The 26,531-nt window shown below is 63.6% G+C and carries 27 protein-coding genes; 16 read left to right on the forward strand and 11 right to left on the reverse strand.

From position 1 onward, the window contains the following. Positions 1-50: 50 nt before the first annotated feature. Positions 51-2,648 (forward strand): type I DNA topoisomerase, encoded by a 2,598-nt coding sequence (gene topA, locus VR863_RS03180; protein WP_324826979.1) that lies wholly within the window; start codon positions 51-53, stop codon positions 2,646-2,648. Continuing rightward, positions 2,648-2,830, forward strand: a complete 183-nt coding sequence (locus tag VR863_RS03185) for a hypothetical protein (protein ID WP_324826980.1) — start codon at positions 2,648-2,650, stop codon at positions 2,828-2,830. The genes topA and VR863_RS03185 overlap by 1 nt, the downstream gene beginning before the upstream one ends. Positions 2,831-2,840: 10 nt before the next feature. Here the strand turns inward: VR863_RS03185 and VR863_RS03190 are convergent, their stop codons facing one another. The 4 genes from VR863_RS03190 to lepB are packed head-to-tail and all read right to left on the reverse strand — an operon-like array spanning position 2,841 to position 6,527. After that, positions 2,841-4,094 carry an MgtC/SapB family protein gene (locus tag VR863_RS03190; RefSeq protein ID WP_324826981.1) on the reverse strand — a complete coding sequence of 418 codons (1,254 nt, stop codon included), beginning with the start codon at positions 4,092-4,094 and terminating at the stop codon, positions 2,841-2,843. Positions 4,095-4,114: 20 nt separating this feature from the next. Then, a complete protein-coding gene (gene era, locus VR863_RS03195) occupies positions 4,115-5,032 on the reverse strand; it encodes a GTPase Era (RefSeq protein WP_324826982.1) in 918 nt (305 codons plus the stop codon). Then, on the reverse strand, positions 5,029-5,703 hold the full coding sequence (gene rnc, locus VR863_RS03200; RefSeq protein WP_434784969.1) for a ribonuclease III: 675 nt from the start codon (positions 5,701-5,703) through the stop codon (positions 5,029-5,031). Before rnc ends, era begins: the two co-directional genes overlap by 4 nt. After that, positions 5,700-6,527: a signal peptidase I gene (lepB, locus tag VR863_RS03205; RefSeq protein ID WP_324826983.1), complete on the reverse strand. Its 828-nt coding sequence runs from the start codon at positions 6,525-6,527 to the stop codon at positions 5,700-5,702. Before lepB ends, rnc begins: the two co-directional genes overlap by 4 nt. Positions 6,528-6,612: 85 nt before the next feature. On the opposite strand from lepB, the gene pgi reads away from it, so the two are divergent. Further along, positions 6,613-8,163, forward strand: coding sequence for a glucose-6-phosphate isomerase (gene pgi / locus VR863_RS03210; protein WP_324826984.1), 1,551 nt, complete (start codon positions 6,613-6,615; stop codon positions 8,161-8,163). Positions 8,164-8,185: 22 nt separating this feature from the next. Here pgi and VR863_RS03215 read toward each other — a convergent pair whose 3' ends face one another. Beyond that, the gene (locus VR863_RS03215) at positions 8,186-9,427 is read right to left on the reverse strand and encodes a divalent metal cation transporter (RefSeq protein ID WP_324826985.1); all 1,242 of its coding nucleotides are present in this window, start codon (positions 9,425-9,427) and stop codon (positions 8,186-8,188) included. Between the two features lie 300 nt (positions 9,428-9,727). On the opposite strand from VR863_RS03215, the gene VR863_RS03220 reads away from it, so the two are divergent. The 3 genes from VR863_RS03220 (at position 9,728) to gorA (ending at position 13,360) form a co-directional block, all read left to right on the forward strand. Further along, positions 9,728-11,158: a DEAD/DEAH box helicase gene (locus VR863_RS03220; RefSeq protein WP_324826986.1), complete on the forward strand. Its 1,431-nt coding sequence runs from the start codon at positions 9,728-9,730 to the stop codon at positions 11,156-11,158. A 74-nt stretch (positions 11,159-11,232) separates the two neighbouring features. Then, positions 11,233-11,919 (forward strand): CDP-alcohol phosphatidyltransferase family protein, encoded by a 687-nt coding sequence (locus tag VR863_RS03225; RefSeq protein ID WP_324826987.1) that lies wholly within the window; start codon positions 11,233-11,235, stop codon positions 11,917-11,919. An 85-nt stretch (positions 11,920-12,004) separates the two neighbouring features. Beyond that, entirely contained in the window at positions 12,005-13,360 is a 1,356-nt protein-coding gene (gene gorA, locus VR863_RS03230; RefSeq protein ID WP_324826988.1) for a glutathione-disulfide reductase, read from the forward strand. Here gorA and VR863_RS03235 read toward each other — a convergent pair. Next, on the reverse strand, positions 13,357-14,466 hold the full coding sequence (locus VR863_RS03235) for an NAD(P)/FAD-dependent oxidoreductase (protein WP_324826990.1): 1,110 nt from the start codon (positions 14,464-14,466) through the stop codon (positions 13,357-13,359). The genes gorA and VR863_RS03235 overlap by 4 nt on opposite strands. 61 nt (positions 14,467-14,527) lie before the next feature. Here VR863_RS03235 and VR863_RS03240 point away from each other — a divergent pair, with 61 nt between their 5' ends. The 6 genes from VR863_RS03240 to VR863_RS03265 all read left to right on the forward strand — a co-directional run bounded on the left by VR863_RS03240 (position 14,528) and on the right by VR863_RS03265 (position 19,344). Further along, positions 14,528-15,553, forward strand: a complete 1,026-nt coding sequence (locus tag VR863_RS03240) for an SDR family oxidoreductase (RefSeq protein ID WP_324826991.1) — start codon at positions 14,528-14,530, stop codon at positions 15,551-15,553. A 97-nt stretch (positions 15,554-15,650) separates the two neighbouring features. Continuing rightward, on the forward strand, positions 15,651-16,208 hold the full coding sequence (locus VR863_RS03245) for a TspO/MBR family protein (protein ID WP_324826992.1): 558 nt from the start codon (positions 15,651-15,653) through the stop codon (positions 16,206-16,208). 31 nt (positions 16,209-16,239) lie between these two features. Then, positions 16,240-16,485, forward strand: a complete 246-nt coding sequence (locus VR863_RS03250) for an accessory factor UbiK family protein (RefSeq protein ID WP_324826993.1) — start codon at positions 16,240-16,242, stop codon at positions 16,483-16,485. 32 nt (positions 16,486-16,517) lie between these two features. Continuing rightward, entirely contained in the window at positions 16,518-17,117 is a 600-nt protein-coding gene (recO, locus tag VR863_RS03255; protein ID WP_324826994.1) for a DNA repair protein RecO, read from the forward strand. Beyond that, complete coding sequence (gene leuB, locus VR863_RS03260) at positions 17,114-18,181, forward strand: 3-isopropylmalate dehydrogenase (protein WP_324826995.1); 1,068 nt, start codon at positions 17,114-17,116, stop codon at positions 18,179-18,181. The genes recO and leuB overlap by 4 nt, the downstream gene beginning before the upstream one ends. 32 nt (positions 18,182-18,213) lie before the next feature. Then, positions 18,214-19,344, forward strand: coding sequence for a glycosyltransferase family 2 protein (locus VR863_RS03265; RefSeq protein ID WP_434784960.1), 1,131 nt, complete (start codon positions 18,214-18,216; stop codon positions 19,342-19,344). A 48-nt stretch (positions 19,345-19,392) separates the two neighbouring features. Here the strand turns inward: VR863_RS03265 and VR863_RS03270 are convergent, their stop codons facing one another. Together VR863_RS03270 and VR863_RS03275 are read right to left on the reverse strand one after the other, a co-directional pair. Next, on the reverse strand, positions 19,393-20,664 hold the full coding sequence (locus VR863_RS03270) for a phospholipid carrier-dependent glycosyltransferase (protein ID WP_324826997.1): 1,272 nt from the start codon (positions 20,662-20,664) through the stop codon (positions 19,393-19,395). Between the two features lie 43 nt (positions 20,665-20,707). After that, entirely contained in the window at positions 20,708-21,094 is a 387-nt protein-coding gene (locus tag VR863_RS03275) for a hypothetical protein (RefSeq protein WP_324826998.1), read from the reverse strand. Positions 21,095-21,166: 72 nt separating this feature from the next. Here VR863_RS03275 and VR863_RS03280 point away from each other — a divergent pair, with 72 nt between their 5' ends. Genes VR863_RS03280 through VR863_RS03295 form a run of 4 tightly spaced genes read left to right on the forward strand, consistent with a single transcriptional unit; the run spans position 21,167 to position 24,292 of the window. Then, the gene (locus VR863_RS03280; RefSeq protein WP_324826999.1) at positions 21,167-21,706 is read left to right on the forward strand and encodes a TetR/AcrR family transcriptional regulator; all 540 of its coding nucleotides are present in this window, start codon (positions 21,167-21,169) and stop codon (positions 21,704-21,706) included. A 41-nt stretch (positions 21,707-21,747) separates the two neighbouring features. Continuing rightward, positions 21,748-22,953 (forward strand): trans-sulfuration enzyme family protein, encoded by a 1,206-nt coding sequence (locus tag VR863_RS03285; RefSeq protein WP_324827000.1) that lies wholly within the window; start codon positions 21,748-21,750, stop codon positions 22,951-22,953. Between the two features lie 14 nt (positions 22,954-22,967). Continuing rightward, positions 22,968-23,681 (forward strand): SDR family oxidoreductase, encoded by a 714-nt coding sequence (locus VR863_RS03290; RefSeq protein WP_324827001.1) that lies wholly within the window; start codon positions 22,968-22,970, stop codon positions 23,679-23,681. Beyond that, positions 23,681-24,292, forward strand: a complete 612-nt coding sequence (locus VR863_RS03295; protein ID WP_324827002.1) for a 2-hydroxychromene-2-carboxylate isomerase — start codon at positions 23,681-23,683, stop codon at positions 24,290-24,292. The genes VR863_RS03290 and VR863_RS03295 overlap by 1 nt, the downstream gene beginning before the upstream one ends. A gap of 7 nt (positions 24,293-24,299) precedes the next feature. Here the strand turns inward: VR863_RS03295 and VR863_RS03300 are convergent, their stop codons facing one another. Genes VR863_RS03300 through VR863_RS03310 form a run of 3 tightly spaced genes read right to left on the reverse strand, consistent with a single transcriptional unit; the run spans position 24,300 to position 26,433 of the window. Then, positions 24,300-24,692: a TadE/TadG family type IV pilus assembly protein gene (locus VR863_RS03300; RefSeq protein ID WP_324827003.1), complete on the reverse strand. Its 393-nt coding sequence runs from the start codon at positions 24,690-24,692 to the stop codon at positions 24,300-24,302. Further along, on the reverse strand, positions 24,689-25,168 hold the full coding sequence (locus VR863_RS03305; RefSeq protein WP_324827004.1) for a TadE/TadG family type IV pilus assembly protein: 480 nt from the start codon (positions 25,166-25,168) through the stop codon (positions 24,689-24,691). The genes VR863_RS03300 and VR863_RS03305 overlap by 4 nt, the downstream gene beginning before the upstream one ends. A 5-nt stretch (positions 25,169-25,173) precedes the next feature. Continuing rightward, positions 25,174-26,433, reverse strand: coding sequence for a TadE/TadG family type IV pilus assembly protein (locus tag VR863_RS03310; protein WP_324827005.1), 1,260 nt, complete (start codon positions 26,431-26,433; stop codon positions 25,174-25,176). Positions 26,434-26,531: the final 98 nt, after the last annotated feature.

Genomic DNA, 26,531 nt, shown 5'->3' on the forward strand with positions numbered 1-26,531 from the left:
ATTTTCGCGCGTATACGCACATGCACACGTAAGGGACTGTCCAGACACCCATGCAATTAGTTATCGTCGAATCGCCCGCGAAGGCGAAGACCATCGAGAAATACCTCGGCAAGGACTTCAAGGTTCTGGCTTCCTACGGCCACGTCCGCGACCTTCCTCCCAAGGACGGTAGCGTGCGCCCGGACGAAGACTTCGCGATGGACTGGGAACTGTATCGCGACAAGCAGAGCCGCTTCAAGGAAATCGCCGATGCGGCGAAGAAGGCCGACCGCCTGGTCCTCGCCACCGACCCTGACCGCGAGGGCGAGGCGATTTCCTGGCACGTCAAGGAACTGCTCGCCAAGCGCAAAGCGCTGCCCAAGGAAGTCGATCGCGTCACCTTCAACGCCATCACCAAACAGGCGGTGACCGATGCGATGAAGGCGCCGCGCGAACTGGATGGCGATCTGATCGACGCGTATCTTGCCCGCCGCGCGCTGGATTATCTCTACGGATTTACCCTTTCGCCCGTGCTGTGGCGCCGCTTGCCCGGTGCAAAAAGTGCGGGCCGCGTCCAATCGGTCGCGCTGCGTATCATCGTCGACCGCGAGCGCGAGATCGAAGCGTTCACCGCGCAGGAATACTGGTCGGTCGTGGCCAAGCTGGAACAGGACGGCACCGAATTCGATGCGCGTCTCGTGAAGTTCGATGGCACGAAGCTCGACAAGCTTACGCTGGGCGATGAAGGCAGCGCCAAGGCAGCGAAAAAGGCGGTCGAAGAAGGCCGGTTCACGATCGAAGAGATCGAGACCAAGCCGCTCAAACGCCACCCGTCACCGCCGTTCACCACATCGACGCTGCAACAGGAAGCCGCGCGCAAGCTGGGCTTTTCCGCCAGCCACACGATGCGCTGCGCCCAGTCGCTCTATGAAGCCGGTGCGATCACCTACATGCGTACCGATGGCGTCCAGATGGATGGCAGCGCCATCAACGCCTGCCGCAAGGCCGTGGCCGATCGTTACGGCGGCCATTCGCTGCCCGAAAAGCCGCGCATCTACCAGACCAAGGCCAAGAACGCGCAGGAAGCCCACGAAGCGATCCGGCCCACCGATTTCAGTCGCGATCGTGCGGCATCGGGTGACGAAGGCCGCCTTTACGAGCTGATCTTCAAGCGCGCGATGGCCAGTCAGATGGCTGCTGCAAGCCTCGAACGCACGACCGTCACCCTGCGTGATCCCACCGGACGGCACGAATTGCGCGCAACCGGACAGGTGGTGAAGTTCCCGGGCTTCCTTGCCGTGTACCAGGAAGGTCGCGACGATGCGGAAGACGATGAGGACGGCCTGCTGCCGCAGATGTCCAAGGGCGATAGCCCACTGAAGAAGGACGTGGCGGCAAACCAGCACTTCACCCAGCCGCCACCGCGTTTCAGCGAAGCCAGCCTGGTCAAGCGACTGGAAGAATTGGGCATCGGTCGTCCGTCGACCTATGCCAGCACCATCCAGACCCTGCGTGACCGCGAATATGTCCGGATGGAGAAGAACCGCTTCTTCGCCGAAGAAAGCGGCCGGTTGCTGACGGCCTTCCTCGAACGCTTCTTCGAACGCTATGTCGCGTATGATTTTACGGCCGGCATGGAAGACGAACTCGACACGGTTTCCGACGGGCGCGAGAAGTGGAAAACGCTGCTCGAAGCGTTCTGGCGCGATTTCAAACCCAAGACCGAAGAGGTCATGGAAAAGAAGCCTTCCGAGGTCACCGAAGCGCTCGACGAATTCCTGTCCGATTTCCTTTTCCCGCCGCGCGCCGACGGCAAGGATCCGCGCCATTGCCCGCTTTGCGAAAGCGAAGGCCGCGATGGTGGCCGGCTTGCGCTTCGGGGCGGCAAGTTCGGTGCGTTCGTTGCGTGCGCCAATTACCCGGACTGCAAGTTCACCCGCCAGTTCGCCAAGCCAGGCAGCGATGGCGATGACGGCGCGGGCGAAGATGCGGTCATGGGCCAGGACCCTGCAACCGGCCTCCCGGTTGAACGCAAGACTGGCCGGTTCGGCCCGTATATCCAGCTGGGCGAAGGCAAGGATGCCAAGCGGGCCAGCATTCCCAAGGACCTCGACGATTTCGATCTGGAATGGGCCCTGAAGTTGCTCGACCTGCCGCGCATCGTCGGCACTCACCCGGAATCGGGCAAGGAAATCGAAGCGGCCATAGGACGTTACGGGCCGTATCTGCGCCATGATGGCAAATATGCGAAACTGTCGAACACGCGCGAAGTGTTCGAAGTGGGCATGAACGCGGCTGTCACGCTCCTGGCCGAAGCGGCCAATCGCAAGGGCGGCACACGCGGCAAGGCTGAACCGATCAAGACGCTGGGCGAACACCCGACCAGCGGCGGCGAAATCAAGGTCATGCCGGGGCGGTACGGCCCCTATGTCACCGACGGCACGACAAACGCCACGATCCCCAAGGACGTGAAGCCTGAAGACATCACCGAGGCGCAGGCCATCGAACTGATCGATGCCCGCGCGGCCAAGGGTCCGGCGAAAAAGAAGCGCAAGGCCCCGGCCAACAAGAAGGCCGCGCCGAAGAAAAAACCCGCTGCGAAAAAGCCTGCTGCCAAGAAAAAGGCTCCGGCCAAGAAGGCGACGGCAAAGACGGCGGAGGCCGACTGATGGCGAAAGAGCATTTCGAACGCCACAAGCAGGCGTGGAAGGCGGACGAGGCGGGCCAGCTGCGAATGCTGGCCGCCAAGGGCAAGGGCCTGAAAGAGATCGCCAAGGCGATCAACCGGAGCGAGGAATCGACCAAGGATTTCGCCAAGAAGAACAAGATCGAAATCCAGAAAAAACGGTGATGGCGGCGCGCTACAGGCGCAAATACCCTACGGTCAGGCTTGCTGCCAGAGCGGCCATGCTTGCCGCCAGCGCCAGGGCAGCGGGCCGTGCAGCGCCCCTGCCGTAAACAAGGGTGATGCCCAGCTTCACACCCATGTTCGCCATGATGGTGCCGGCAATGGCGAGGGCAGCAAGGTTCGAGCCGATCGCTTCCTTGCCAAGCCCGCCCGCCGTGACGATGGCCGCATCGACATCCATGCTGCCCATCAGCAGCAGCAGCACCGCAATGCCTTCTTCGCCGAAACGCCCTTCGGCCCAGCGCGCCGCGACCGCTGCAACCGCCACGAAGGCGACGAAGCTGAGCGCGGGAAGCAGGGCGATCGGATTCCCGGGCGGTGACGATCCGGTGCCGCGTGGGGCGTTGCGATAGAGGATAAAACTGGCCACGCCCCCCACCACGAGGGCCGGGGCGACCAGCAGCGCGAACGGGGCGAGCAGGCGCGTCGCGAGCACCGCCACCAGCACGATGACACGCAGGTACATGACCGCCGTGGCCAAGGCGATCCCTGCGTTCTCCGCTCCGCCGCCCTGGTTAGCGCCCAGCCTCTGGGCAAGCGAATGGGTTACGGCAGTGGAGCTGTACGCTCCGCCGATGATGGCGGTGGCAATGGTGCCGCGCTTCGCCCCGAACAGGCGGTTGGCGACATAACCGACGAAGGAAAAACCGGTGACCAGCACCACCACCAGCCACAAGGTGCGTGGCTCCCACGCGTCGTAGGGGCCATACCGGCCCTCGGGAAGAAATGGCAGGACCGCCAGAGCGATCACGGCGTAACGCGCAAACGCCTTGATATCGGCCGTGTCGAGCAGGCCGATCCAGCGGTGCATCTCCTGCCTCAGCGCAAGAAACAGCGTGATGATCGCAGCAATGGCAACAGCCAGCGCGGCTTGCCCGCTGCCTGCCATGAAACCCAGCGCCAGGGTCGCCATCGCCACGATGGCCGACGTCGCGTCGGGCCGGCCGCTCGTCCCGCTCGAACGGGAATAGCCGATCGCCACGACAGCGGCGCTCCCGGCCACCAGCGCACCGGCGACAAGGGCGTACTGGGCCGCGCCGAGCAATCCCGCCAGGCCCGCGACAAGTCCAAGCAAAGTGAAGGTGCGGATACCGGCAACGCGTTGCCCGTCAACCTCGCCGCGCAGTCGCCAGCCGCGTTCTATGCCGATCAGCAAGCCAACCGCGATGGCCGCGCCCAGGGACAGAAGCTGATCGGTGAAATCCATCTATCGCCTCTGCCCGGCAGCTAGCGCACCCAGTCGAGCCCCATTTCCTCGAACATTTCCTTGTCCTCGGTCCAGCGTTCGTCGGTTTTGACGTGCAGGAACAGGTGGACCTTCTGGCCCAGAAGTTCGGTCAATTCCTTGCGCGCGGCTTCACCGATCGCCTTGATCCGGCTGCCGCCCTTGCCCAGCACGATCGCGCGCTGGGTGTCGCGTGCAACCACGATCTGCTGGTGGATCTCGACGCTGCCGTCCTTGCGCTGGATGTACTTTTCCGGCCGCACAGCGCTGTCGTAAGGCAGTTCTTCGTGGAGTTGCTGGTACAGCTGTTCGCGCGTGATTTCGGTGGCCAGCAAGCGTTCGCTGGCATCGGAAACCTGGTCCTCGGGATAGTGCCAGACGCCCTGCGGCATCAGCTTGGCCAGCGCGTCCTTCAGTTCGGGCACGCCATCCCCCGTCAGGGCCGAGATGAAATAGATTTCCGCGAAATCGCCCTTTTCGCCAAGCTCCTGAGCCAGCGCGAGAAGAGGTTCCTTCTTGGCGCGGTCGACCTTGTTGAGAACCAGAATCTTTCGTTCGGGACGATTGGCCAGGCTTTCCAACAGCGGTTCCAGCTCGTGCCGACGCTGCTTGATCGGATCGACCAGCAACAGCACCGCATCGGCAGCCTCCGCGCCTTCCCATGCGGCGCTGACCATGGCGCGGTCGAGCCGCCGCTTCGGCTCGAAAATGCCGGGCGTGTCGACCAGGATCATCTGCGTATCGGCATCGTCGGTCTTGTGGAGCGCGATGCCCATCATCCGCGCACGGGTGGTCTGCGCCTTGGCGCTGGTAATCGCGACCTTCTGGCCGACCAGCTGGTTGACCAGTGTGGATTTGCCCGCGTTGGGCGCACCGATCACGGCAACCACGCCGCAGCGTGTTTCTCGATTGTCGCTCATCCGAACTTCTCCATGAATGCCCTCGCGGCCTCGCGTTCGGCTTCTGATTTTGAACTGGCGGTGCCTTGCGCGCTGCCGACGTTTAGAACTGTGACTTCGACGGTGAAGGTCATCGAATGGTCGGGGCCTGATCGTTCGACCACTTCGTATTCTGGCGGTTTGCGGCGGTTGCCGGCGGCCCATTCCTGAAGCGCGCTCTTGGGGTGCTTGGAAATCCCTGCACCGCTTTCGAGGGCGGGGCGGAAGAGGACGTGAACCAGATCGCGCGCGTCCTTGAAACCATTTTCGACGAACTGGGCGCCGAGCAGGGATTCGACCACATCGCCAAGGATGTTGTCGCTATCGCGGCCGCCATCGGCATGGGCCTGCTTGCTGATCCTTATGTGCGACGCCAAGCCGATCCCGCGCGCCACCTTGGCGCACATTTCGCGGCTGACGATGGCGTTGAGGCGCTGGGCAAGCTTGCCTTCGGGCGCCTCGCTCTGGTCATACAGCCATTGTGCGATGGCCAGCCCCAGAACCCGGTCGCCGAGGAATTCCAAGCGCTCGTAATCGCGTTTCTCGCCCATGCTTCCATGCGTGAGGGCCACCTGCCAGAGGGCTTCGTCCTTGACCGTGAAGCCAGTCGATTCGAGCCATGCGCGGGTGTCGGGTACCATGCCGCCGCTCATATGCCCTTGCCCATCCGGTCCCAGCGCGCGGCGCTGAACCATGTCCAGGGCAGCAGCCATTCGGCCGTGCCATCGGTGGACCAAAGGACCACGCTGGCCCGTGCCACCAGGCTGCGCTGGTCGATCAGTCCGACGCCGCCACCCGGCACAGCGGGAAACCGGCTGTCCATCGAATTGTCGCGGTTATCGCCCATCACGAACAGCTTGCCATCGGGAACCACGACGGGGCCGAAGCTGTCCTGCACGCTGGCCCCGAAATCGATGACATTGTACGTCTTTCCGCCGGGCAGCGTTTCTTCGAACTGGTCGTAGCGGCAAACCGGAGCCGTGCCATCAGCGCGGATTTCCTGTCCGCGGGGATGGCAGCGGGTGTTGGGGCTAAGGGTGACATCGAAGCTGTCGATGCGTTTCTTGGGCACCGTTTCGCCATTGAGAACGAGGACGCCGTTTCGCATGGCGACAGTGTCGCCGGGCTGGCCGATCACGCGTTTGACGTAATCGGTCCCGTCGACCGGATGCTTGAACACCACCACGTCGCCGCGATCCGGAATGCTTGCGAACACGCGCTCTTCGGGACCGGGAATGCCCAGCGGGAGAGAGTTTTCATTATAGCCATAGGGCCATTTGGCCGCGACCAGGTAGTCGCCTGTTTGCAGGCGCGGCAGCATGCTTTCGCTCGGGATGGTGAAAAACGATCCCACGAAAGCGCGGAACACCAACACCGCAAGGACCAGCTTGACGCAGAACCACAGGAAGCTGCCCCAGCTTTCCTGCTTTTCCGTGCGGTCCATCGTTGCCGTAGGTACGGTGGTGTCGTCGGTCATACGTTTGCGCGGCGCTGTTCGGGGTTTGCAATCATGGTCCGGTTCCCTAGTCGCGGGCAGCCGGACACGAAAGGATTTTTGCGCCATGACCAGCCCTGCCGATATTTGGGACACGCTTGCCAGCTTGCCACGCCCCACTCTGGGCGAATTGTTCAGCGCAGCGCGCGACGGAGGCGAGGGCGGCGCCGAACCAGCTGGCGCGGACCGGGTGGCGATGCTGTCGGGACGCCTCGAGCTGGAGGACGGCGGCATCCTGTTCGATTGGTCCAAGACCCATCTCGACCGGGCTGTAATCGCCGCGTTCGAGGATCTGGCAGAGGCCATGGATTTTGCCGGAATGCGCGCAAAACTGTTTGCCGGCGAAGTGGTGAATCCGACCGAAGGCCGCGCCGCCGACCATGCGACGCTGCGGGGCACGGGCGATCCGGCCAAGACCGAAGAGGCCGCCGCGCTGATCGACCGGATGGGAATGCTGGTCGAAGCGATCCACCAGGGCGCGCTGGGCGAAATCGAGCATCTCATCCACATCGGCATCGGCGGCAGCGCGCTGGGCCCGGCGCTGGGTGTGGACGCGCTCAGCCGGGATCTCAGCTATTGCGATGTCCATGTGGTTTCCAACATCGATGGCGTGGCGCTGGAAGCCGCCTTTGCCAAATGCGATCCGGCCAAGACCCTGATTGCGGTAGCCAGCAAGACCTTCACCACCATCGAAACCATGACCAACGCAGAATCGGCGCTCAAGTGGCTTGGCGAAAACGGGGTGTCCGATCCGGGTGGCCGCGTGATCGCGCTGACCGCGGCACCTGACAAGGCGGTCGAATGGGGGGTAGACGAAACACGCATCCTGCCGTTCCAGGAAAGCGTGGGGGGGCGGTATTCGATCTGGTCGTCGATCGGTTTTCCCATCGCGATGGCCGTGGGCATGGACGATTTTCGCGCCATGCTGGCGGGTGCACGGGCGGTGGACGAACATTTCCGCGGCACCGATGGATCGGCAAACCTGGTGCTGCGCGCGGCCTTTGCCGACCTGTATTACACCCGCGTGCGTGGTTGCCAGACGCGCGCGGTTTTCGCCTATGACGAACGGCTGACGCTGTTTCCGGACTATCTCCAGCAGCTGGAGATGGAGAGCAACGGCAAGAGCGTGACCGCCGATATGCGCCCCGTCGACGGGCCGACCGCACCGGTTACCTGGGGCGGGGTGGGGACCGACGCGCAGCACGCGGTGTTCCAGTTGCTTCACCAGGGCACGCACCTGATCCCGGTCGACTTCATTGCCAGCATCGCGCCGGGCGATGAACTGGACCCGGTGCACCACCGGATACTGCTGATGAACTGCTTTGCCCAAGGCGCCGCGCTGATGGCGGGCAAGGCGGGCGAGGACCCGGCGCGCAATTATCCCGGCGACCGTCCCAGCGCGACCATCCTGTGCGACGATCTGGACGCAGCCGTGCTTGGCGCGCTTATCGCTTTCCACGAACACCGCACATTCTCCAGCGCAGTGTTGATGGGGATCAACCCGTTCGACCAGTTCGGTGTGGAACTGGGCAAGCAGATGGCAAACGCGATCGAAAAGGGCGGCGAGGAATTCGACGCGAGCACGAAAGCCTTGCTGGAGCTTGCCGGCCTGGGGTGACGCTCAGCCGGTTCCCGGCAAGTCAGATGTAGACGAAATACATCGCCGCCAGCGCCGTCATGACCACGATGGCGATTCCGTTGTGTATCAACGTGGCGCGGGACGGTCGCGCCTCGTCCGCCATTTCGCAGCGGGTGACGACGAGGTGGTTGAGCAGGGCCACCAGCGGGGCAATCACGAAACTTGCCGAGGTCACGAAGTCGAGGAAGGTCGTGAGATCGGACAGCAGGGTGAAAATCACCACCAGCGCGATCGCCACGAACATCAGGCAAAATCCGGCGTATTCCTTGCGGGAATAGCTCACATCCTCGCGGCCCTGGAAGATCGCGAGTGAAGCCCCGAAAATGCGCGAATAGGCATCGATCCCCGCGATCACCGTCGTGATCATCACCGACAGCGCGGCCAGAGCGGCGAGAAACGCAGCGCCCGGACCGAGCGCTTCGCGGTAGAGGTTCACGACCTGTCCAGCGAAACCAGGTGCATCCGGCAAGGGCGCAATGCCCTGCGGGTGCATCACGCCGGCCCCCATGATGCAAAAACACACCGCCATGAAAGCGGTCAGGACATAGGGCCAGAAAAAGCTGCGGCGCACGGCACCGATGTCGGGATGGGCGCCTTCGGGCAACAGGTTGTCCCCTTCCACCTTCCACAGCGAAAGCGCGACAGAAACATCCATCGGATTGGGCATGAAGCCCGCCAACGCGACGATGAACAGCAGGGCCGCGGTCTGGCGGGTCCAGCTGAAATCCACCAGCGTGCCCCATTCGACACGCGGCAGGACCAGCGCCGTGGTGATCAGGGTGGCGACAACCAGAAACGCGAGCAGGACGGCGTTGACCTTGTCGAGGATACGGTAGCCCCCGACGAGGAGCAGCAGCATCGCCAGCACGAGGATCAGCGCGGCAATCGCCGGAACAGGTGCGACCGGCCCGATGATGACCGTGACAATGCCCGCTGTCGCCGCCGCGAGGGCCGCCCAGATGATCGGAACGAGCGGGGTCACCGCCACGAGGAACAGGACCAGCGCCCAGGTGCCAAGTTCGCGGTAACCGGCCAGAAGCGATCGGCCCCGCGAATGCGCGAAATCGATGCCGAAGCGATAGGCGGGGTATTTCAGCACGTTCGCAAGCACGATGACGATCACCAGCGCCAGGCCGAAAAGCGCCCCTGCGCGAGTGGATTGGACAAGGTGCGAGGTGCCGATTGCCGCGCCGGTGAACAACAGGCCCGGACCGGCAAGCTTGCGAAAAACAGAAGTCGTCATCGGCATCCCCCCAAATTCCGCGACGGGCATGAGATGCGCTGCCGGCTGCGCGCTCGCAAGTGAAATGATCGTGCCCGATGACGAAACAAATTGACTTTTTGCACTGCAGCATCCACATGGGCCGCATCGAAGCGCGCTAGCCAGCGTGAAGCGGCGATTGGGAGACATCCAACGCCCCGGCCGTGCCTCGGTCTATTTCCCCAAGGACTACCCTTTTCACGCGGGTCGTTTGACACCCGCGCCGCGCCCGGATTCCGCACGGAATCCGCTTGCGCGCCGCATTTTGAATGCGAGTTACACATGACACCCAATTCCGAAATCCAGAATTCCGAAACCCAGAATTCCGATAACCTTCGTTTCGAAGACCTCGGGCTTTCGCAGCCCGTCCTTCAGGCGCTTGACCTGAAGGGTTACACCGAACCCACGCCGATCCAGGCACAGGCGATCCCGCCCGTGCTGGAAGGTCGCGACCTGATGGGCATCGCCCAGACCGGTACCGGCAAGACCGCCGCCTTCATGCTCCCGAGCATCGACCGGTTGCGCGATGCCGAAAACCAGACACCGTTCAAATCCTGCCGCATGCTGGTACTTGCACCGACCCGCGAACTGGCCGGACAAATCGCCGAAGCCGCAAAGGATTATGGCGCACTTGCCGGTCTGAAGGTGCACAGCATCGTCGGCGGCACTTCGGTCAACAAGGACCGCAACAAGCTGCATCGTGGCACCGACATCCTTGTCGCCACGCCGGGCCGCCTGCTCGACCTGATCGACCAGAAGGCGTTCACGCTCGACAAGGTCGAAATCCTCGTCCTCGACGAAGCGGACCAGATGCTCGACCTCGGCTTCATCCATGCGTTGCGCCGGATCAGCCAGCTCGTCCCGGAAAACCGTCAGACGCTGTTCTTCTCGGCCACCATGCCGAAGCAGATCCAGGAACTGGTCGGCAAGTATTGCCGCAACCCGGTAAAGGTTTCGGTGACGCCGGAAAGCACCACCGCCGAACGCATCGACCAGTATCTTTTCATGGTGCAGCAGGACGAAAAGCAGACCCTGCTCGAAATGCTCCTGTCCGAACGCCACCAGGTGCCGGGCAAGTTCGAGCGTGTCCTGATCTTTGCGCGCACCAAGCACGGCTGCGACCGTGTCGTGAAGAAGCTGGCCCAGTGCGGCATTCCCGCCAACGCCATTCACGGCAACAAGAGCCAGCCGCAGCGCGAACGTGCGCTGGATGAATTCAAGCGGGCCAAGACCCCGATCCTGATTGCTACCGATGTTGCCGCACGCGGGATCGACATCCCCGGCGTCAGTCACGTGATCAATTACGAATTGCCCAACGTGCCCGAACAGTATGTTCACCGCATCGGGCGTACCGCGCGCGCAGGCAAGGGCGGCATCGCGATCGCTTTCTGCGCCGAGGACGAGCGCGATTACCTGAAGGACATCCGCAAGAAGACCGACGCGGAATTCGAACGCCTGCCCCTGCCGGACAATTTCCGGTCGGTGGTGGAAGGTGTCGGTCCGACGAAGCGCGAGCAGAAGCCCAAGCTGGCACGCCCCAAGGTTCGCCCCACGGGCGATTCCGCCGGACGCAAGCCGAAGCCCAAGAAGAAGCACACGGCCCGCGCCGGTCAGCCGCGCCGCGAAGGCGCAGCCGGACAGGAAGCGTCGCGCAGCCCGCGTCCGGGCGGCGGTAACCGTCGTCGCCAGTCCGGGGCGCGTCGCCCCGGCTGATCCTTGCCTGGCTGGACACAACGCCCAGCCAGGCGCACAGCCATCGCGTCTTCGAACCGGGACGGACAAGCACTATGGAACCAGCTTTCAAGCCAAAGATCACACCGATCGACCGCATCCAGGAAAACTTGGTTGCGCGGGTCGAGCGGCGGATTTTGAACTGGATCTGTGCGCGTCTGCCCCGGCGCATCTCGCCCGACATGCTGACAGCGTTCGGCATGTTCGGCGCGCTGCTGGTTTTCGCCGGTTACATCGGTAGCAATCTGGATCGCGATTGGCTGTGGCTCGCCGTGGGCGGCTATGTCGTCCACTGGCTCGGGGATTCGCTGGACGGAAGTCTGGCGCGTTTTCGCAAGATCGAACGTCCCCGTTATGGCTATTTTCTCGATCACAGCTGCGATGGCTTTGCCACCACGCTGCTGGTGGTGGGGATTGGCCTTAGTCCCTTCGTTCTGCTCGAAGTGGCACTGGTCGCGCTCGCCGGATATCTGTTGATGTCCATCCACGCGTTCCTTTCGGTGCGTGTGCTTGGCGAGCTGCGGTTGTCCTACATGAACGCAGGACCGACGGAACTGCGGCTCGTGCTGATCGCGCTGACGCTGTCGATGTATTATTTCGGCCGCGAAAGCCCGGTGCTGTGGCACCTCAACGGCTTCGACCTGTTCGTGGGCGGAGTGGGCATGGTCCTGATCGGCCTGTTCCTCATCCAAACGCTCCAGATCGCGCGGCGCCTTGCGGTGGACGAACCTTCGCGCAACTGACCGCGGCCCGGTCATTGCAACTCGTGCCTTGGCAAAAGCGCATCGCACGGCGATAGCGCACCCGCGCGCAACACGGAGCATGGGCATGGCCGCCGAAGAATACGATTACGACCTCTTTACCATCGGTGCAGGATCGGGCGGCGTTCGCGCCAGCCGCGTTGCCGCCGCGCACGGGGCGAAGGTCGCCATCGCGGAAGAATTTCGCGTTGGGGGAACCTGCGTCATCCGCGGCTGCGTGCCCAAGAAGATGCTGGTCTATGGCGCCCATTTTGCCGAAGACCTCAAGGATGCGCAGAACTTCGGCTGGTCGACCGAGAACGCGACGTTCGACTGGATCAAGCTGCGCGACAATGTGCTCAAGGATGTCGACCGGCTTGAAGGCGCCTATACCGACACGTTGGAAAACCACGACGTCATCGTCTTTCGCGAACGCGCCGAAATCACCGGCGCGCACCAGGTCACGCTGGCCAGCGGCAAGACCGTCACCGCGAAATACATTCTGGTTGCCACCGGCGCCCGCCCGCAGATCCCTGAGGTGAAGGGGAGCGAGCATGCGATCACTTCGAACGAGGCGTTCCATCTCGACAAGGTGCCCGAACGCATCATCATCGCGGGCGGCGGCTATATCGCCAACGAATTTGCAGGCATTTTCAACGAATTCGGCAGCAAGGTAACGATCGTCAATCGGGGCGACCAGTTGCTGCGCAGCTATGACGAGGCTCTGCGCGACCGTCTGCTCCAGATATCCCTGATGAAGGGCATCGAATTCAAGTTCAACACGGTGTTCGAGTATATCGAACCCACCGATGACGGCCGTTTCAAGGTCAAGCTGTCCGATTGCGACGAGGAAATCGTCGACAAGGTCATGTTCGCCACCGGGCGCATGCCCAATACCGAAGGGCTGGGCCTGGACAATGTCGGCGTCGAGATTGGCGACAAGGGACAGATCGTGGTCGACCCCTACAGCAAGACCAACATCGATCACATCTACGCCGTGGGCGACGTGACCGACCGGGTCCAATTGACCCCGATTGCGATCCGCGAAGGGCAAGCCTTTGCCGATGCCGTGTTTGGTGGGATGGAGCCGGTGGCCGTGGACCACAGCTGCATTCCCAGCGCGGTGTTCAGCCATCCGCCGATTGCCGCCGTCGGGATGACGGAAGGCGAAGCGAAGAACAAGCTCGGCTCGGTCAAGGTCTATCAATCCGATTTTCGGCCGATGAAGAACGTGCTTGCCGGCCGCAACGAACGCAGCCTTTTCAAGATGGTCTGCGACGGCGAAACCGGAAAGATCGTGGGCATCCACATGATCGCGCCAGAAGCGGCCGAAATGATGCAGGCGGCGGCGATTGCCGTTAAGGCCGGTCTGACCAAGGAAGATTTCGACGCCACCACGGCGATCCACCCGACGATGGCCGAAGAACTGGTGCTGATGCGTTAGGCAAGGCGCGCGGGCGACAGGTCGTCCGCCGTCACGCCCACCGCGCGCAACGCATCGGGCCATGGCGTCCCTGCCGCGGCCGATTCTGCCGCCCGTGCCATGGCCGGCGATGTCTGCAGGCCAAAGCCGCCTTGTCCGGCCAGCCAGAAGAAACCGGGCGCATTCCGGTCGTACCCGGCGACCGGCAACCGGTCCGGGGTAAAGCTGCGCAGTCCGGCCCATTTGCTGGCGAGGCGCGGAATGGCGAGGGTGGTCGCCTGTTCGACCCGCCAGGCGGCCAGCGCCACGTCCTCATCTTCGGGTTGTGCGTCGCACGGTGGGCTGGGGCCTTCGTCCATCGGGCAGGCGAGCAGCCGTCCGCGCCCTTCGGGTTCGATGTAGAAACCCGGGCCGACGGTCTTGGTGAAGGGCCAGCGCGACACATCCATGCCGCCGGGTACATCGAATGTGATTACCGTGCGCCGCAGCGGGCGTATGCCGATGGGCGCGACACCGGCCATCCGCGCAACCGCATCGACCCATGCACCGGCCGCGTTGACGATCGTTCGCGCGGAAAAGCTTTCGCCGGGCGTGTCCACGATCCATCGACCGGCGTCATGCCGCACCGCTGTCACCGGCGCCTTGACGGCAATTTCGCCGCCTGCGCCAACCAGTTCGCGGCGGCTGAGTTCAAGCAAGGCGTGGGCATCGAGCCGGCGTCCGTTTCGATCCAGCAGGGCCGCAACAACGCCGCTGTCGCCGGTCCTCAGCACCGGGACCAGCGCGCGCGCATCCCCGGCCGAAATATGTTCGACCGAGGGGGACCATTCACGATAGCCTGCAAGCACCCGCTCGAGCGCGGCTTCCTGCCCCTCTAGCGCGATGAACAAGGCGGGATGGACCTTCGCGGCCGGTTGTTCGAGAAACGGGAGGCTGGCCGCCGTCAGCGCGCGGACGAGCGCGGCGTCCATGTCGAAATGGGCGAAGGCCGCGCTGCGCCCCGATGCGTGGACGCCGGGCGCGTCCTCGCCTTCGCACACCACCACTGATCCGTGCCGGGCCAGCCGGGCCGCCGCCGATAGCCCGGCAATGCCTGCCCCGACGATGAGGTAATCGACCTTGCGCATGGATACTCCGTTGCCGCGCGCCTGCGTTCACCGTAGTTTCGCAGGTCCAGGGAGAAAACACATGGCAGGCACTGTACTCGTAACCGGCGGCACGGGCTATATCGCGGGCGAACTGATCCGCCAGTTGCTGGCCAAGGGCTGGACCGTCCACGCCACGGTTCGCAGCAAGGCGAAAAGCGAAGACCGGCTGCGCGCGCGGCTGGGCAATCCGGGTCCAGACCGGCTCATGATATTCGAAGCCGAACTGATGAGTGACGAGGGCTGGGCCGAAGCGACAGCGGGGTGCACCCATGTGGCCCATGTCGCATCGCCAATCGCGGCGTCGACCCCCAAGGACGAGAACGAGATGATCGTGCCTGCGCGCGAAGGCACGTTGCGTGCGCTGCGTTTTGCCAAGGAAGCGGGGGTCGGAAGGTTCGTCCAGACCAGCTCCATGGCCGCCGTCGCCTATGGCCGCAGCGAGAAGGAATACACCGTCGACGAAAGCAACTGGACCGATGTCACCCACCCCGATGTCTATCCCTACGTAAAGTCGAAGACCATTTCCGAACGTGCCGCGCGCGACTGGGTGGCCGAACATGGCGACGGCATGGAATTCGTCTCGGTCAATCCGGCGATGGTGCTCGGCCCGGTGGACGATCCGGATTTCAGCCCTTCGGTCGAAGCGATCAAGCAGTTGCTCGACGGGTCGATACCGATGGCACCCGATCTGGGATTTGCCATCGTCGACACGCGCGACGTGGCCGATCTGCATGTGCGCTGCCTTGAAGAACCGGGCCTCGCCGGCGAGCGGTTCCTGGCCGCGGGCAAGTTCTACAAGATGATGGAAATCGCCACGATCCTGCGCCGCGATCTACCCGCCGAACACACGCGCAAGGTACCCCGGCGCCCGATGCCGAACTGGATGGTGTCGGTGCTGGCGCTGTTCAACGAGGGTGTCCGCTCGATCAAGGCCGAACTCGGCAAGACCCGCAACGTCGATGCGAGCCACGCGAAACAGCGGCTCGGCTGGCAGACGCGGAACGAGGAGGAAAGCATCGTCGACTGCGCAAAAAGCCTGATCGCCCATGGCGTTGTGAAAGTTTGAAGCGCACCGGATCGGGACTATTGCTCGGCGCACGTTGCGCCCGCGCGCCGCGCCCGTCACAACATCGAGAAACGAATCGGGAAACCGGGGAGATTGCATGAACATGCTGGCGTCGCGCGGGCAACTGCGCGCGAGTTTCATTCGCTGGGCGCTGTTTGCTGTGCCCCTGATCGTTTTGCTCGGTTTCCTGTCGGGGACCGCTGCCGGGCCGGATTCAGCGTGGTTCCAGGCGCTGGAAAAACCCGCGATCTACCCTGAACCCAAGTGGTTCGGCATCGTGTGGACCACACTGTACATCATGATCGGCGTTGCCGTTGCGCTGGTCGCATCGGCGTGGGGCGCGCGTGGGCGCGGGGCTGCGCTTGAGGCTTTCGTGGTCCATTTCCTGCTGAACCTGGCATGGTCGCCCGTGTTCTTTGCCGCCCAGAACATCTCCGCCGCGCTGGTGGTGATCGGCATGATCGACATCACGCTGATCGTGGTGATCGCGATGTTCTGGAAGATCCGGCGGCTGGCCGCGTTGCTGCTGTTGCCGTATCTTGCATGGGTGTTGTTCGCCACGGCGCTCAATTTCCAGTTCCTGCAACTCAATCCGGATGCCGATGGCGGCATGGGGGACAGCGGGGCGGTCGAACGGGTGCGTATCGGCAATTGATGTTGCCGCCTGCCGCGCCTAAATAGCTGCCATGCAAAGCCAGAACCCGCTCATCGCCGATTTCGTCAAACTCGCCAATTCGGCGGCCGGCACGCTTGCCGGAATGGGCCGCGAAGCGCGTGACGCCGCGCGCGAACGCGCCCGGGAAAGTTTCGGCGGGATGGATTTCGTCACCCGCGAGGAATTCGACGCGGTGAAGACGATGGCCGCCCGCGCCCGCGAAGAGGCCGACAAGCTGGCCGATCGCATCGCCGCACTCGAAGCCAGGATCAAGTGATCGCCGCCCCTGCCGTGTGGTAGGGGATACCGATGCACCTTTCCGCACCCGCCATTCTCGTTGCCGCGCGCCCGCATGGGGAAACGGCGGTGATCGCGCGGTTGCTGACCGAACAAGGCGGCCTCGTGGCTGCCTATGTCGCCGGTGGACGTGGCAGGCAACTGCGTCCCGTGATGATCCCGGGCAATGTGGTTCAGGCCGAAATCCGCGCCAGGTCCGACAGCCAGCTGCCGTTTGCGCGCCTCGAACTCGTCTCCAGTCGCGGGCCGTGGCTGGGTGAACCGCTGCCTGCCGCAGCAATTGCGTGGGCAACGGCGATTACCGCCGCCGTCCTTCCCGAACGCAACGCCTATCCCAGCCTCTATTCCGCACTGCTGGGTTTGCTCGATGCCATCTGCAACGCGCCATCCGCACGGGGGTGGGTGGAAGGTCTGGTGGGCTATGAAACGCTGTTGTTGCGCGAACTTGGCTATGGCGGAGAACGACCCGAGATAGCCGACCTTGGGCAGGCGCTGGAAATTCTCGACCGGCTGGAGCCGCAAATATCGCGCTACCTGCTTGCCGACACGCGGGCCGACGTTCTAGCCGCAAGAACGCTCTTGAGAGCGCGGCTGGCACGGATGGTGGAATGAAGATCGCAGTTTTTCCCGGTGACGGGATCGGACCAGAAGTCACGGCGCAGGCCCTGCGTGTGCTGGACACGCTGTCGCTGCCCGGCCTGACCCTGTTCGAAGGCGACGTGGGGGCGGTCGCCTATCGCCGTCATGGCAGGCCGCTGCCTGAAGAAACGCTGGAGATGGCGCGCGCATCGGACGCAATCCTGTTCGGCGCTGTGGGGGATTTCTCGTGCGACGATTTGCCCCGCGAATTGCGGCCCGAACAGGCGATCCTGGGTTTGCGCGCCGAACTGGGGCTGTTTGCCAACTTGCGGCCCGCCGCAGGCTTTCCGGGCCTGGAGCACCTTTCGCCGTTGAAGCCGGAGCTGGCCCGCGGGATCGATCTGCTGGTCGTGCGCGAATTGAACGGCGACGTATATTTTGGCGACAAGGGCGAACGGCAAAGTCCCGGCGGCCGCGAAGGCTGGGACGCCATGTCCTATAACGAAGCCGAAGTCCGGCGTATCGCACACAGTGCCTTTCGTGCTGCCCAGAAGCGCCGCAAGAAACTGACCAGCGTCGACAAGGCCAACGTGCTGGAAACCAGCCGCATCTGGCGCGAAACCGTGATCGAGGTCGCTGGCGACTATCCCGATGTCGAGCTCGATCACATGTATGTCGACAACGCGGCCATGCAGATGTGCCGCAGCCCGGGCCAGTTCGACACCATCGTCACCGGCAATCTGTTCGGCGATATCCTGTCCGACCAGGCAAGCGCAGTTGTCGGCTCCATCGGGCTGCTGGCCAGTGCAAGCCTTGGCGAACGCCAGACCGCGCACGGCACGTTCGGTCTCTACGAACCCATCCACGGCAGCGCACCCGATATCGCGGGGCAGGGCAAGGCCAACCCGATCGCCGCAATCCTGAGCCTCGCCATGCTGCTGCGCCATTCGTTGGGCCGCGAGGAGGAGGCGGGGCATATCGAACGCGCCGTGTCGCTGGTGCTGGCCGATGGAGTGCTTGGCGGCGACCTAGGCGGGACCGCCTCGACCGGCGAGATCGGCGATGCGATTGTTAGGAAGCTGGTAACCATATCTTGAGAATTGGCCCGTAAGCGGGTCAAGCAATGGATATGACCCCTTCGATGCAGCCCGTAGCGGCCACCACCGCACGTCCTCTGGACCTTGCTATCATCCTGCCGACGCTCAACGAGCGCGACAACCTTGCCCCGCTGGTCGAGCGGATCGAGGGTGCGCTGGGCACGTCTGGCTGGGAAGTGCTTATCGTCGACGATAATTCGTCGGACGGCACATCGGACGAAGCGCGCCGCATTGCGCTATCGGATCCGCGCGTTCGCGTGATCCAGCGGATCGGCCGCCGCGGCCTGTCCAGCGCCGCGATCGAGGGGTTCTGCGCCACCGCCGCGCCATACGCAGCCGTGATGGACGCCGATCACCAGCACGATCCCAAATTGCTTGTCGACATGCTCGCCTGCGTCAAATCGGGCGAGGCCGATGTGGCCGTCGCCAGCCGGTTTGCCGATGGCGCGAGCATGGAAGAATGGGGCCGCCCCGACCGCGAAAAGCTGTCCAGCGTCGCCAATGCGCTGGCCCGCAAGCTGACGGGTGTGGACCTTTCCGACCCGATGAGCGGGTTCTTCATGCTTCGCACCGAGATCGCCCGATCGCTGGTGCCGAACCTTTCGGGCATCGGGTTCAAGATCCTGCTCGACCTGCTTGCCACTTCGGAAACGCCGCTCAAGGTGAAGGATTTCCCGATGAACTTTTCCGCGCGCCGTTCCGGCGAATCCAAGCTCGACCGGGCCATCGCCCTCGATTTTCTGGCGGGACTTTACGACAAGAGCTTCGGCCGCGTGATCCCGACACGGTTCGCCCTGTTCGGAACGGTCGGGGTGATCGGCGTGGGCGTGCACATGGCGATCCTTTACGCCTTCCTGCTGCTGGCCGGCACGAATTTCAGCTGGAGCCAGGCCGTCGCGACCTTCGGGGCGATGACCTTCAACTTCTGGCTCAACAATTTCCTCACCTACCGCGACCGCCGCCTCAAGGAAGCCAGCAAGGTGTTCTGGGGCTGGGCCAGCTTCATCGCGGCCTGTTCCATCGGGGCCTTCGCCAACGTTGCGGTTGCCACGACGTTGCACGACCGCGGCCTGCACGAAGTGCTTGCGGCGCTGGTCGGCATTGGTATCGGCTCGGTGTGGAATTACGCCCTGTCGAGCCGGTTCGTCTGGGGCCGTTACTGATCGGACAACAGCCGGTGGGGCTTCGCATCCTCTGACGGCTGTGCGCCGCTATCGCCAGCTTTCGAGCCAGGTCCACACGGCGAAACTGTTGGGCCCTTCAAGCGGAGCCGCGCTGAGGATCGGGTAAAACCACGCGAACAGCGCGACGCTACCGATGATCGGCGCCACCGCCATCATGCGCCATCCCCCGCGCCACAGCGCATCACACGCCAGCGCCAGCGCCGCCAGCAACGCCATGCTGGGCAGGGCATAATGGTAATAGAACTGGACCGGCTTTGCCGCCACGATCCAGAATCCCAGGCTGCTTGCGTAAAGGACCACCGCACCCAGAGCCGCGCGATTGGCGCGAAGGATGCCGTGCAGCGCACACCACGCGAGGGCGGGCAGGCCAAGTATCATCGTCAACGGATTGCCAACCAGCATGATGCCGCGCTGCACACCGCCGACGGGTTCGTAAAGGTACCAGATCGCGCGGGCGTTCAACACCCATTGCTGCCAGGTCGATTGATACGGATGCGCCTTGATCACCTGTTGCTGCATGTCGATCATGAAGCGGTGGTGGAACACCAACCCTTCGGTGATGGGGTGAAGGGTAAAGAAATACGCCGGGATGAAGGTGGCGGCATAGACGGCCAGCGGGAACAGGCCGAGCCAGAAGGCCGCTTCGAGCAAGGTCATGCCGGGTACCGGCGCGCCCCTGCGGCTGAGCAGCAGCCTGCGCCGTCCGGCCATCCACCGTGCCACGAGAAACACCAGACCCGGCAGGGCCACCACCGCCAGCGCATTCCATTTGGATGCCAGCGCCAGGCCCAGCGCGGCGCCGGTCAGCGCCAGCCGAAAACGGCCTTCTTCCGGTTGGCGGATCGCCGCCGCAAATTGCCAGCCGGCCACGGCGAGGAACGCGATGTAGAAGATATCGAGCATCGCGATGCGCGACTGGACGAACAGATGAAAGCCGGTTGCAAGCAACACGCCGTAGGCCAGCGTCGCAAAGCGGCTGAGACTGGCGAACCACAGCGCGCGCATCGACGCAAACAGCGCCAGAGCGCCGAACATCGTCGGCAAAAGACGCCAGCCCCAGGGGTTGTCGCCGAACATTGCCATGCCCAGCGCGAGCAATTCCTTGCCGAGCAGCGGGTGTTCGCGGTTGGTGAATTCCCCCAGCACCAACAGCTCGCGCGCGGCGGGCAGATAGTGGACTTCGTCGAAGTAAGGTTCTGCGACCACGGACAGCCACGGCAGACAGGCGATCCAGAACGCCAGCGCAAGGGCTGCACACCAGCCGAGTGGGTCACGGGGTTGCTCGGGCGCGCGGCTCATCGCAGATGGGCTTAGGAAAGCCGTGCGCGCCCGGCAAGCGCGTTCAGGCGGTTGTGTGCTTCTCCAGCCAGAAAAGGCGGGCGACCATGGCCAAAAGCCCGATGCTGGCTGTCAGCGCGACGAAGATAATCCATGGAATGACATTCATGCCCGCGCTGCGCGCCCTGGGCACTACGAAGAACAGGGCAATGCCGACAGAAATCAGCAGGTCCCACCACACTTGCACGCCCCACAGGTTCTGCGTGTGATTGAGCCATACGGGCATCACGCCTTCGCGAAAGACCGTGATAGCCGTGAAGCCGCCGAAACCCCCGGCCAGCATGGCGGCAAGAGCATGGCTGCCGGTCTTTTCGGTCACTGTGGCGACATGGACAAGCACACCCAGTGCGGCCAGCACACCGGCAATTGCGAGGATTTCAAAAGCTGACATGGCAAGTTCCCGAGTCGTTATGTAGCGAGTGCTACACTTGTAGCGGAGTGTAGCACTCGCTACAACAGAACGATGTCGCCACCTCGCCTTTCGCGTGAAATCCTGCTTCCGCAGCTTGCGGCGCATGTGATGGAGCATGGGCTTGCCGATCTGTCGCTTCGCCCGCTGGCCAGGGCTGCCGGGACCAGCGACCGCATGCTGATCTACCATTTCGGCAACAAGGATGCGCTTGTCGCCGCGTTGCTCGATCATATCGCGGCCATGTTCGCAGGGGCGCTCGACACGGCGTTTCCCAGCGGGCGGGCCACTTCGCGCAACGAATGCGCCCGAACGGTGCTTACGATTACCGATAGGGGGGAATTTGCGCCCTTCTTCCGGCTATGGTGGGACATCGTGGCCGGCTGCGCGCAGGGAAACGAGGCCTATCTCGCGGCGGCGGGCGCGATCATGGATCGTCTGCTGGGCTGGGTCGAAGACCATCTCCCCGAAGCCGATCCCGATCCGGCGCATGGCGCGCGCCGCGTTCTCACCGCCATCGAAGGCGCGCAGATGCTGCGAGCGGTAGGCCGCGGCGAAATCGGTGAAGCGGGGCTTGCCGCGCTGGAATCCTAAGCTGCTTGCCGCGCGTCCCCTCCGTGCTATCTCCGCAGGTGATGAAAAAGACCACCGGAACCAACCGCTCGATTACTTCCAGATGGCGCCCCGCCACGCAGGCCGTGCGCGGCGGCACCTGGCGATCCGAGCATGGAGAGACGAGCGAGGCGCTGTTCCTCACATCGGGCTACACCTACGACAACGCGCAGACCGTTGCCGATCGCTTTGCCGGCGAAGCGCAGGGCATGACCTATTCGCGCCTGCAGAACCCCACCGTCGCCATGCTCGAAGAACGCATCGCGTTGATGGAAGGGGCAGAGGCCTGCCGCGCGCAGGCAAGCGGGATGGCCGCGATGACCGCGGCGTTGTTGTGCCAATTGTCGGCGGGCGACCATGTGGTGGGCGCGCGCGCTGCGTTCGGATCGTGCCGCTGGCTGCTCGATTCGCTGCTGCCGCGTTTCGGGATTGAAACCACCATCGTCGACAGCGCCGATGACGATGCGTGGGAAGCTGCGATCCGGCCGAACACCAAGGTCTTCTTTTTCGAAACCCCCGCGAACCCCACGCTCGACGTGGTGGACCTCGCGCATGTGTGCGCCGTGGCGCGAGCGCACGGGATTACCACGGTCATCGACAACGCCTTTGCCACCAGCGCGCTGCAGCGTCCGCTGGATTTCGGCGCGGAAGTGGTGGCCTATTCCGCAACCAAGCTGATGGACGGGCAGGGCCGGGTGCTGGCCGGCGCCGTGTGCGGTTCGCAGGACTGGATCGACGAGTATCTGTTGCCGTTCCAGCGCAACACCGGACCCAATCTTGCGCCGTTCAACGCGTGGGTGGTGCTGAAAGGTCTGGAGACGCTGGATCTGCGCGCTCGCCGCCAAAGTGAAAATGCGGTGGAACTGGGCAACGCCATCGAAGCGCGTGTGCCCAAGATACTCCACCCCGGACTTCCGAGCCACCCGCGCCATGAACTGGCGACGAGGCAGATGGTCGCAACCGGCCCGATTTTCGCCTTCGATGTCGGCGACAGGGCAACCGCCTTCGCGTTGCTCGATGCGCTCGAACTGGTCGATATCTCGAATAACATCGGGGATTCGCGCAGCCTGCTGTGCCACCCGGCCAGCACGACGCACGCCGGCATGACGCAGGAAGCGCGCGATGCGATGGGTGTGACCGAAGGTTTGCTGAGGATCAACGTCGGGCTCGAGGATGTCGAGGACGTGAAGGAAGACCTGGACCGGGCCTTGTCGGCAGCCGGCTTGTGAGCGGTGGCGCGGCCTTGATAGTCGGGGCCGGAGACGGTCTTGGTGGCGCCATTGCGCGCAGCTTTGCACGCGAAGGACTGGCGGCGTGCGTTACCCGCCGTCCGCGCCACGAACACAAGCTGGATACGCTGGTCGCCGAAATCGGGGAGGCTGGCGGAACAGCCCATGCCTTCGGCGTCGACGCGCGCGACGAGGACGAGACGGTTGCCTTGTTCGAACGGATCGAACGCGAAATCGGTCCGCTGGAAGTGGTCGTGTTCAATATCGGGGCCAACGTACGCTTCGGCGTCCGCGAAACGACGGCGCAGGTTTACCGCAAGGTCTGGGAAATGGCCGCGTTCGCCGGTTTCCTGGCGGGGCGGGAGGCCGCGCGCCACATGGTTCCGCGGGGCACCGGCACCATCCTGTTCACCGGTGCAACCGCAAGCCTGCGCGGCGGTGACGGATATTCGGCATTCGCAGGGGCGAAACACGCACTGCGCGCCCTGGCGCAATCGATGGCCCGCGAACTGGGTCCGCAGGGGATTCACGTGGGCCATATCGTGATCGACGGGGCCGTCGATGGCGATTTCATCCGCGGCATCTATCCCGACTGGCAGGAGCGCCTCGAGGACGACCGATTGCTGACGCCTGCGCATATCGCCGAGGAATATGTCCGCCTGTGGAAGCAACCGCGCGACGCGTGGACGCTGGAGCTCGATGTGCGCCCGTGGAAGGAGCAATTCTGATGACCAAGACCGTCGAGTTCATTCTCGATCTGGCGGCACCCAACGGGTATCTCGCCTGGTATCCGTTGAAGGATATCGCCGCCCGAACCGGCGCAAATCTGGTCGTGACGCCGGTGTTTCTCGGCGGAATGCACAAATTGACGGGCAACGCCCCTCCGATGATGCGCGATGCCGATGTAAGGGGCAAGGTCCCCTACGCCGCGCGTGAATTCCAGCGCTTCATCGATAGGCATTCGATGACGAAATTCCGGATGCATCCGGCCTTGCCGTTCAATTCCATAATGGTTCAGCGGGTGCTGGTCGCCGCGCGTGACCAGGCGGAAACACAGGCTATCGTCGATGCGCTGCAACCGGCGGTGTGGGAGCGCAACATCGATTGTTCCGACGCGCGGGCGGTTCACGCGGAACTGGCCGCCGCCGGGCTGGATGCCGATCGCCTGCTGGCCGCCACGCAGGATGATGCTGTGAAACAGAAACTTGCGGCGAACACCGAACACGCGGTGGAGCGTGGAGCTTTCGGCATTCCGACCTTTTTCGTCGATGACGAAATGTGGTTCGGCAAGGAACGGCTCGGCCAGCTCGAGGAATATCTGACCGGCGGAAAACCCTGACCGGCGATCAGCTGGGCAGGTAGACTGTCTTTGACTGCGTCAGCACGATCGGCGGTATCGGCGCGAACGGGATCACCGGCGTCATCTGGATGGTCATCGTCATGGTGCCGGTGCCGACGTTGTTGGTGGTGCCGCGCGCAAAGGTGAGCGCCTGGATACCGGCGTGGTCGACCCCGATCAGCGTGTCGCGCGTACGGGTCAGAACGGCGGTTTCGGTGGCTGCGGGATTGACCTTGGCCAGCCGCAACCCTTCACCCATTGCATGGCGCATCGCGCCGTTGGCGTTCAGGATCAGCCCGAACTGGAGCACGCCGATGATGAGCGCGATCAGCACCGGCAACGCAAGGCCGAATTCCAGACCCATCGAGCCGCGGGCATCGCGCAGGAACCGGCGTATCATTGCAGCCTCACCACGCTGTCACCCGTCACGGTAATCGGGGTGTATGCCGCGTTCTGACCGGTAAACATGGCGCCAAACACCCTCCAGTTGAAGCCGGTCGACACCTGCTTGCGGATGGAAACGCTGGCGAACCGCTTGGTCACCTGGCCGACTTCGCACGACCCTGTGTACTGGTTCTGCACGGTGCCATCGCATTCGAGCGTCAGCAGCACGGTCACGCCGCTGGACGGGACGCCCGAAGCGGCGACCGCTTCGGTCACCAGATACCCGGTGTTGCCGTTCGGCGGCCTCCTGCCGAGCGCGAGGTCGGTGGTGCGCTGGGCCGCCTGTTCCAGATCGACCCGTGCCGCCACGACCTTGCTCATGTCGATCATGCCCAGGAACATCAGCGCAAGCATCGGCGCGACCAGCGCCAGCTCCACGAAACCCACCCCGCTCTGGTCACGGACGAGGCGACGGATGAAGGAAAATATCATCGGTCCTACTCCACCACCCGGATAACGCGGGCCGTGCCTTGCCAGCCGTTGATATCGGGATTGCAGTTGTTCTCGATATTGTTGGTCCCGCCGAAACGGATCCGCTCGGTCACGATCAGCAGGCATTGTGCTTCCTGCGTCGAATCGCCGTTATAGGTCAGGTCGCCCGTGGGCATGTAGATGATGCCTTCCAGATTGATGTCCGACCCGCCGTTCACGGTGTGCGTCGCTGCACCCATCGGATCCTGATAGAAAAGGATGCCGCTCCACGTGGCGTTTTCCTCGCTCGTTGGCGCCCGCAAGTCGATCTCGGCCCCGCCGTTGATCGAAATCGTCGCCACGTTGTTCGCGTTCGTACCGGTAAGGACGAAGGTCACGCCGCCATCGCCGTACAGGGAAACATCGGCTTGCGACGTGATGGCCAGAGTGCCACCCTTGATCACATAAACGCCGCCGTGCAGCTTCACCGTTCCCTGGATGCGCATCCCGTTGCAGTATGTGCCCGGTGTCGGTTCGGCGTAGCTGTTCGGATTGACGTTGTAATTGTTCGCTACACAGCCGGTGCTGGAATAGGGCAGCGGCCGGTTGGCCAACGGGTCTTCCACCGGCAGGCCGTAAGGGACGATGGCCGCATCGCCCGGAATGTTTTCAGACCCGTAATCGATGCCCCCGACGCTCATGATAAGGTCCGAATCGAGATAGCTCGACCCGCCGACATCCACCGAAACCCCTCCGGGCGAATTGGAGGCCACGGGGCAATCGAGCCCCACCTGCGCCCCGCCGAACACCTCGATGCCCGTGCCGCTTGTCGCCACGGCGAGGACGCACGGCGTACCCACCGCGACGGTGGTCGCGACCGCGCGGGTACGGATCGTTGGTGCGGTGGGAAGAAACACGCTGGAAAAGGGCAGGGTCTGGCTGGTCGTCGCGATCACTTCGATCGCGCTCGCATCGCCGAGATAGGCGCCGCTTGTCGGCGGCGTGTTGATCGCTTCGATGGTATAGGCGGTGTTTGCCGTGCGCGACACTTCGCTGTTCACGGATATCGAATGGTCGCGTCCGTATGCCATGGCGATGGCCCCCGCCACCGCGCCGGTGTCCACCGCCTGCTGCATCTGGCGCTTCCACAGGTACCACTGGACCGTATCCACACCGATGCCCGCTGCACCGACCAGGCCGGTCAGGGCGGCACCGGCCATCAGCAGCAGGTTGCCCCTGTCATCGCCTCTCAGGCGACGAAGCATTCGTGCGATGGATCCAATCATGACAGTTCCCCCCGAAAGCGGTTTTCGCCCATGGTCAGGGAAAGCTAGGCTGACGAGGTTAGCGGTTCGTCATGGGTATCGGTAAATCGATCTTAACC

The sequence above is a fragment of the Qipengyuania zhejiangensis genome (genome assembly GCF_035607565.1).
Taxonomy (GTDB): domain Bacteria; phylum Pseudomonadota; class Alphaproteobacteria; order Sphingomonadales; family Sphingomonadaceae; genus Qipengyuania; species Qipengyuania zhejiangensis.